This window comes from Micromonospora sp. M51, assembly GCF_018070305.1.
Classification (GTDB): domain Bacteria; phylum Actinomycetota; class Actinomycetes; order Mycobacteriales; family Micromonosporaceae; genus Micromonospora; species Micromonospora parva.
Genome location: NZ_JAGPXZ010000371.1, coordinates 1 through 5,842 on the forward strand (window position 1 = coordinate 1; position 5,842 = coordinate 5,842).

Below are 5,842 nucleotides of genomic sequence, written 5' to 3' on the forward strand. Positions count from 1 at the left end.
GGGTGGGCGCGGCGGTGCTGACCGCCGCCTTCGCCCGCGCCGGTTTCCCGACCCCCGGGGTGGTGCCCGACCAGGCCGAGCCGGACCCGGCGTTCCCCACCGTGTCGTTCCCCAACCCGGAGGAACCGGGTGCGGTGGACCGACTGATCGCCCTGGCCGACTCCACCGGCGCGGACCTCGCCATCGCCAACGACCCGGACGCCGACCGGTGCGCGGTGGTCGTCCGCGACGACCACCACGGCTGGCGGATGCTGCGCGGCGACGAGGTGGGCGTCCTGCTCGCCGACCACCTGATGCGCCGGGGGGTGACCGGGCTCTACGCCACCACGATCGTGTCGTCGTCGCTGCTGCGGGCGATGTGCGCGGCCCGGGGTCTGCCCTACGACGAGACGCTCACCGGCTTCAAGTGGATCGTGCGGGCCGGCGGTGGCAGCGCGCCGCTGGTCTTCGGCTACGAGGAGGCGCTCGGCTACTGCGTGGCCCCGGAGCACGTCCGGGACAAGGACGGCATCACCGCCGCGCTGACCGTGGCGGAGTTGGCCGCCGGCCTGAAGACGCAGGGCCGGACGTTGACCGACCGGCTGGACGAGCTGGCCGCCGAGTTCGGCGTGCACCACACCGACCAGCTCTCCGCCCGGGTGGACGACCTGCGGATCATCGCCGACGCGATGGCCCGGATCCGGACGACCACCCCGGCCACCCTGCTCGGACAGCCGGTGGACAGCGTTCGGGACCTGCTGCCCGAGTCGGACGTGGTGATCCTGCGCACCGCTGTGGCCCGGGTGGTGATCCGCCCGTCCGGGACCGAGCCGAAGCTCAAGGCGTACCTCGAGGTGGTGGAACCGGTCGTGGACGGTGACGTACCGACGGCCCGCAGCAGGGCGGCGTCGGCCGTCACCGCGCTCCGCGCCGAGGTCAGCGCTGCCCTTGGCATCTGAACCCCGCAGCACCCACCCACAACAAGTCCGCCCTTTGCTCTGCACCCGCGGAAGCGCCATTCGACTGGCGTCCGGTGGCGCCGGGGCGGGTGCAGAGCACAGGGGACGTCGAGCGGGGTCGACCCGACGGTCAGCGGCGCGGGCCGAGCGCCTGGTCGACGGCGGTGGCCAGGGCGGCGACGACCAGGCCGACCGACGGGCGGACCACCGAGTCGTCGGTGCTCACCTCGCCGGAGAACCCGGCGCCGGTGGCGATCTCCGTCAGCCGGCGGCGGGCGTCGGCGGCGGCCTCCCCGCTCACCCCGAGCGCGGACTCCATCCGGAGCACCACGACCAGGGTGGCCAGCGCGGCGGTGCGCTCGTCCGGGGCCGCCGCGCCGGTCAGCGCCTCGGCCAGCCGCTGCCGGGTCTCCGCCTCGACCGAGGAGTCCACCACCGGGTAACGGTGCACGTGGATGAAGCCCAGCTCGGTCTCGTCCACGTCCCGGACGACGCCCTGCCGGCACAGGTCGGCGAGGATCCGGTCGCGCAGGCCGTGCCGCAGGCGCTGCACCCAGGACGCCGGGGTGTGCGGGGTGTCGGCGGCGGACGTCGTCGCTGAACGGCTCGCCCGTCGGCGTCGGGTCGAGCACCGTCAACGACCCGTCGGCGTACGCGATCCGGCCGGCCAGGGCCAGCTCGACCAGCACCGCGGCGGCCATGCCCAGGTCCAGGCTGATCCGCGGCATGGTCGCCTTGCCGGTCGTGTCGTCGTAGGCAAGGAGCAGCAACTCCTCGGCGAGCGCAACACCAGTCATGGCCGGAGACGGTAGCGGGTCCGCGCACCCCGTGCACGGACCCGCCGAACCCGGTTCCCACCGGGTATCACCTCAGAAGCGGGGCATGCCACCGAACTGGCGGTCTCCGGCGTCGCCGAGCCCGGGGACGATGAACATGCTGTCGTTGAGCCCTTCGTCGATCGAGGCCGTGACCAGGCGCAACGGCAGGCCGGAGCGCTCCAGCCGCTCGATGCCGACCGGGGCGGCGAGCACGCAGAGCACTGTGATGTCGGTGCAGCCGCGCTCGGCCAACAGCCGACAGGAGTGCTCCAGCGAACCGCCGGTGGCCAGCATCGGGTCGAGCACCAGGACCGGCAGCCCGGTCAGGTCGCGCGGCAACGACTCCATGTACGCGCGCGGCTCGTAGGTCACCTCGTCGCGGGCCAGGCCCACGAAACCCATCGAGGACTCCGGGAGCAGGCCCAACGCGGCGTCCGCCATACCCAGGCCGGCGCGCAGCACCGGGACCAGCAGCGGCGGGTTGGCCAGCCGGGTGCCCTCGGTGCCGGTGACCGGCGTCTGCACCGGGTACCGCTCGACGGGGAAGGTGCGCGCCGCCTCGTACACCAGCATGGTGGTCAGTTCGTGCAGCGCGGCCCGGAACGTCGAGGAATCGGTGCGCGCGTCCCGCATGGCGGTCAACCTGGACTGGGCCAGCGGGTGGTCAATGACGTGTACGTCCACGATCGCTCAACCTACCGGTCCGTAGCGCGCGGCGGTGCCGGTGCGGTCGGACCAGGGACGCCGCTCACGTCGGGACGTCACTCAGCGCTCGTGAGCAAGATCACTCGGCGCTTCGGTGCGTAGACTTCTCGGCATGACGGCGACAACGACGTCGGCCCGGTCGGAGCTCTCCGAGCTGGGACGATCCGAGACCGCTCTGCGGACCTTCCTGCACGGCCTGCCCGGCGTGGACCAGGTCGGCGCGGAGCAGCGGGCGGCACAGCTCGGCACCCGCTCCATCAAGACCACCGCCAAGGCCCAGGCGATCGACCTGGCGATCCGGATGGTCGACCTGACCACCCTGGAGGGGGCGGACACCCCGGGCAAGGTGCGTGCGCTCGCCGCGAAGGCGTTGCGCCCCGACCCGGCCGACCCGTCCTGCCCGCACGTCGGCGCCGTCTGCGTCTACCCGGCGATGGTCCCGTACGTCGCCGAGGTGCTGCGCGGATCAGGTGTGCACCTGGCCAGCGTGGCGACCGCCTTCCCGTCGGGCCAGGCGCCGTTGGAGATCAAGCTGGCCGACACCCGGGCCGCCGTCGCGGCCGGCGCCGACGAGATCGACATGGTGATCAACCGTGGCGCGTTCCTGGCCGGGCGGTACAAGGAGGTCTACGACGAGATCGTGGCCACCAAGGAAGCCTCCGGCGATGCCCACCTCAAGGTGATCCTGGAGACCGGCGAGCTGGCCACCTACGACAACGTGCGGCGGGCCTCCTGGCTGGCCATGCTGGCCGGCGGCGACTTCATCAAGACTTCCACCGGCAAGGTTCCGGTCGCGGCGACGATGCCGGTGACCCTGGTGATGCTGGAAGCGGTCCGCGACTTCCGCGCGGCGACCGGTCGGCAGGTGGGCGTGAAGCCGGCCGGTGGCATCAAGACCACCAAGGACGCGATCAAGTACCTGGTGATGGTCAACGAGACCGTCGGCCCGGACTGGCTCGACCCGGACTGGTTCCGCTTCGGCGCGTCCAGCCTGCTCAACGACCTGCTGATGCAGCGCACCAAGCTGACGACCGGCACCTACTCCGGTCCCGACTACTTCACCCTGGACTGATAGCCGATGTTCGAATACGCCCCCGCCCCCGAGTCCCGCTCGGTGGTGGACCTCAAGCCCTCGTACGGGCTGTTCATCGACGGTACGTTCGTCGACCCGACCGACGGTGGCAGCTTCAAGTCGATCAACCCCGCCTCCGAGGAGGTGCTGGCCGAGATCGCCGAGGCCGGCGCCCAGGACGTGGAGCGCGCGGTACGCGCCGCCCGCAAGGCGTACGACAAGGTCTGGGGCCCGATGCCGGGCCGGGACCGGGCGAAGTACCTGTACCGGATCGCCCGGCTCATCCAGGAGCGCTCCCGCGAGCTGGCCGTCCTGGAGTCACTGGACAACGGCAAGCCGATCCGGGAGAGCCGCGACGTCGACCTGCCGCTGGTCGCCGCGCACTTCTTCTACTACGCCGGCTGGGCCGACAAGCTGGGTCATGCCGGCTTCGGCGCGAACCCGCAGCCGATCGGGGTGGCCGCGCAGGTCATCCCGTGGAACTTCCCGCTGCTCATGCTGGCCTGGAAGATCGCCCCGGCGCTCGCCGCCGGCAACACGGTGGTGCTGAAGCCGGCCGAGACCACCCCGTTGACCGCGCTGCTCTTCGCCGAGATCTGCCAGCAGGCCGACCTGCCGGCCGGAGTGGTCAACATCCTCACCGGCGCCGGCGACACGGGTCGTGCGCTGGTGGAGCACGCCGACGTGGACAAGGTCGCCTTCACCGGCTCCACCGAGGTGGGTCGGGCCATCGCCCGGTCGGTCGCCGGCACCCGCAAGAAGCTCACCCTGGAACTGGGTGGCAAGGCCGCCAACATCGTCTTCGACGACGCCCCGATCGACCAGGCCGTCGAGGGCATCGTCAACGGCATCTTCTTCAACCAGGGGCACGTCTGCTGCGCCGGCTCACGACTGCTGGTGCAGGAGAACGTTGCCGACCGGGTGCTGGAGTCGCTGAAGCGGCGGATGGCCCAGCTCCGGGTCGGCGACCCGTTGGACAAGAACACCGACGTCGGCGCGATCAATTCGGCCGCCCAACTGGAGCGGATCCGCGAGCTGTCCGACGCCGGCTCCGCCGAGGGCGCCGAGCGCTGGTCGCCGCCGTGCGAGCTGCCCGACCGGGGCTTCTGGTTCGCGCCGACCATCTTCACCGGCGTCACCCAGGCACACCGGATCGCCCGCGAGGAGATCTTCGGCCCGGTGCTGTCGGTGCTCACCTTCCGCACCCCGGCCGAGGCCGTCGAAAAGGCCAACAACACGCCGTACGGGCTGTCGGCCGGGATCTGGACCGACAAGGGTTCCCGGATCCTGTGGATGGCCGACCGGCTGCGCGCCGGCGTGGTCTGGGCCAACACCTTCAACAAGTTCGACCCCACCTCGCCGTTCGGTGGGTACAAGGAGTCGGGCTACGGTCGCGAGGGCGGCCGGCACGGGCTGGAGGGTTACCTCAATGTCTGAGCGGGTCGCGGTACGCAAGACGTACAAGCTCTTCATCGGCGGGAAGTTCCCGCGCAGCGAGTCGGGACGGTCGTATCTCGTGCAGTCCTCGAATGTGTCACTGGCCTCCCGCAAGGACGCCCGGGACGCGGTGGTCGCCGCCCGCGCCGCCGTGAAGGGCTGGGCCGGCGCGACCGCGTACAACAGGGGTCAGATCCTCTACCGGGCCGCCGAGATGCTGGAGGGCCGCCGCGAGCAGTTCGTCGCCCTGGGCATTCCCGGCGACGAGGTGGACGCGGCAGTGGACCGCTGGGTCTGGTACGCCGGCTGGGCCGACAAGCTCGCCCAGGTGTACGGGGGCGCCAACCCGGTCGCCGGCCCGTACTTCAACATCTCCGCACCCGAGCCGACCGGCGTGGTCGCGGTGGTCGCCCCGGAGCGGCCGGCGCTGCTCGGCCTGGTCAGTGTGATCGCCCCGGCGATCGTCACCGGCAACACGGTGGTGGTCGCGGCGTCGCCGTCCGAGCCCCTGGCGGCGGTGACGCTGGCCGAGGTGCTGGCCACCTCCGACCTGCCCGGCGGCGTGGTCAACATCCTCACCGGCGCGATCACCGAGACCGCGCCGACACTGGCGGCGCACATGGACGTCAACGCGATCGACCTGACCGGGGTCACCGACGCCTCGCTCGCCACCGACCTGGAGGTCAAGGCGGCGGAGAACCTCAAGCGGGTGCTCCGGCCGGCGTCCGGTGCGGCGGAGTGGTTCGCCGACCCGGGCCTGGCCCGGATGACCGCGCTGCTGGAGACGAAGACGGTCTGGCATCCCAAGGGGGTGTGAGCGCCGGGTTGGCCTCTTGGTTTTCCGGGGAGCCCTGACGTGGGCCAGGTTCGTC

At 71.7% G+C, this 5,842-nt stretch carries 4 protein-coding genes and 2 pseudogenes; 4 read left to right on the top strand and 2 right to left on the bottom strand.

Annotated elements, in window-relative coordinates; all coding sequences use genetic code 11:
• A pseudogene (locus KBX53_RS19580) lies at positions 1-938 on the top strand (phospho-sugar mutase); the annotation flags it as partial.
• A 130-nt stretch (positions 939-1,068) separates the two neighbouring features.
• On the opposite strand, the pseudogene KBX53_RS19585 reads toward KBX53_RS19580, so the two are convergent.
• Both KBX53_RS19585 and upp read right to left on the bottom strand, forming a co-directional pair.
• A pseudogene (locus KBX53_RS19585) lies at positions 1,069-1,735 on the bottom strand (GPP34 family phosphoprotein).
• 72 nt (positions 1,736-1,807) lie between these two features.
• On the bottom strand, positions 1,808-2,440 hold the full coding sequence (upp, locus tag KBX53_RS19590) for a uracil phosphoribosyltransferase (protein ID WP_030328980.1): 633 nt from the start codon (positions 2,438-2,440) through the stop codon (positions 1,808-1,810).
• 133 nt (positions 2,441-2,573) lie between these two features.
• Between upp and deoC the strand changes: the two genes are divergently transcribed.
• From deoC to KBX53_RS19605, 3 genes are read left to right on the top strand one after another with little or no spacing between them, the layout of a single operon-like run.
• Entirely contained in the window at positions 2,574-3,533 is a 960-nt protein-coding gene (deoC, locus tag KBX53_RS19595) for a deoxyribose-phosphate aldolase (protein ID WP_030328982.1), read from the top strand.
• Between the two features lie 6 nt (positions 3,534-3,539).
• Complete coding sequence (locus tag KBX53_RS19600; RefSeq protein ID WP_030328990.1) at positions 3,540-4,970, top strand: aldehyde dehydrogenase family protein; 1,431 nt, start codon at positions 3,540-3,542, stop codon at positions 4,968-4,970.
• A complete protein-coding gene (locus KBX53_RS19605) occupies positions 4,963-5,787 on the top strand; it encodes an aldehyde dehydrogenase family protein (protein ID WP_210860883.1) in 825 nt (274 codons plus the stop codon). Before KBX53_RS19600 ends, KBX53_RS19605 begins: the two co-directional genes overlap by 8 nt.
• Positions 5,788-5,842 lie beyond the last annotated feature (55 nt).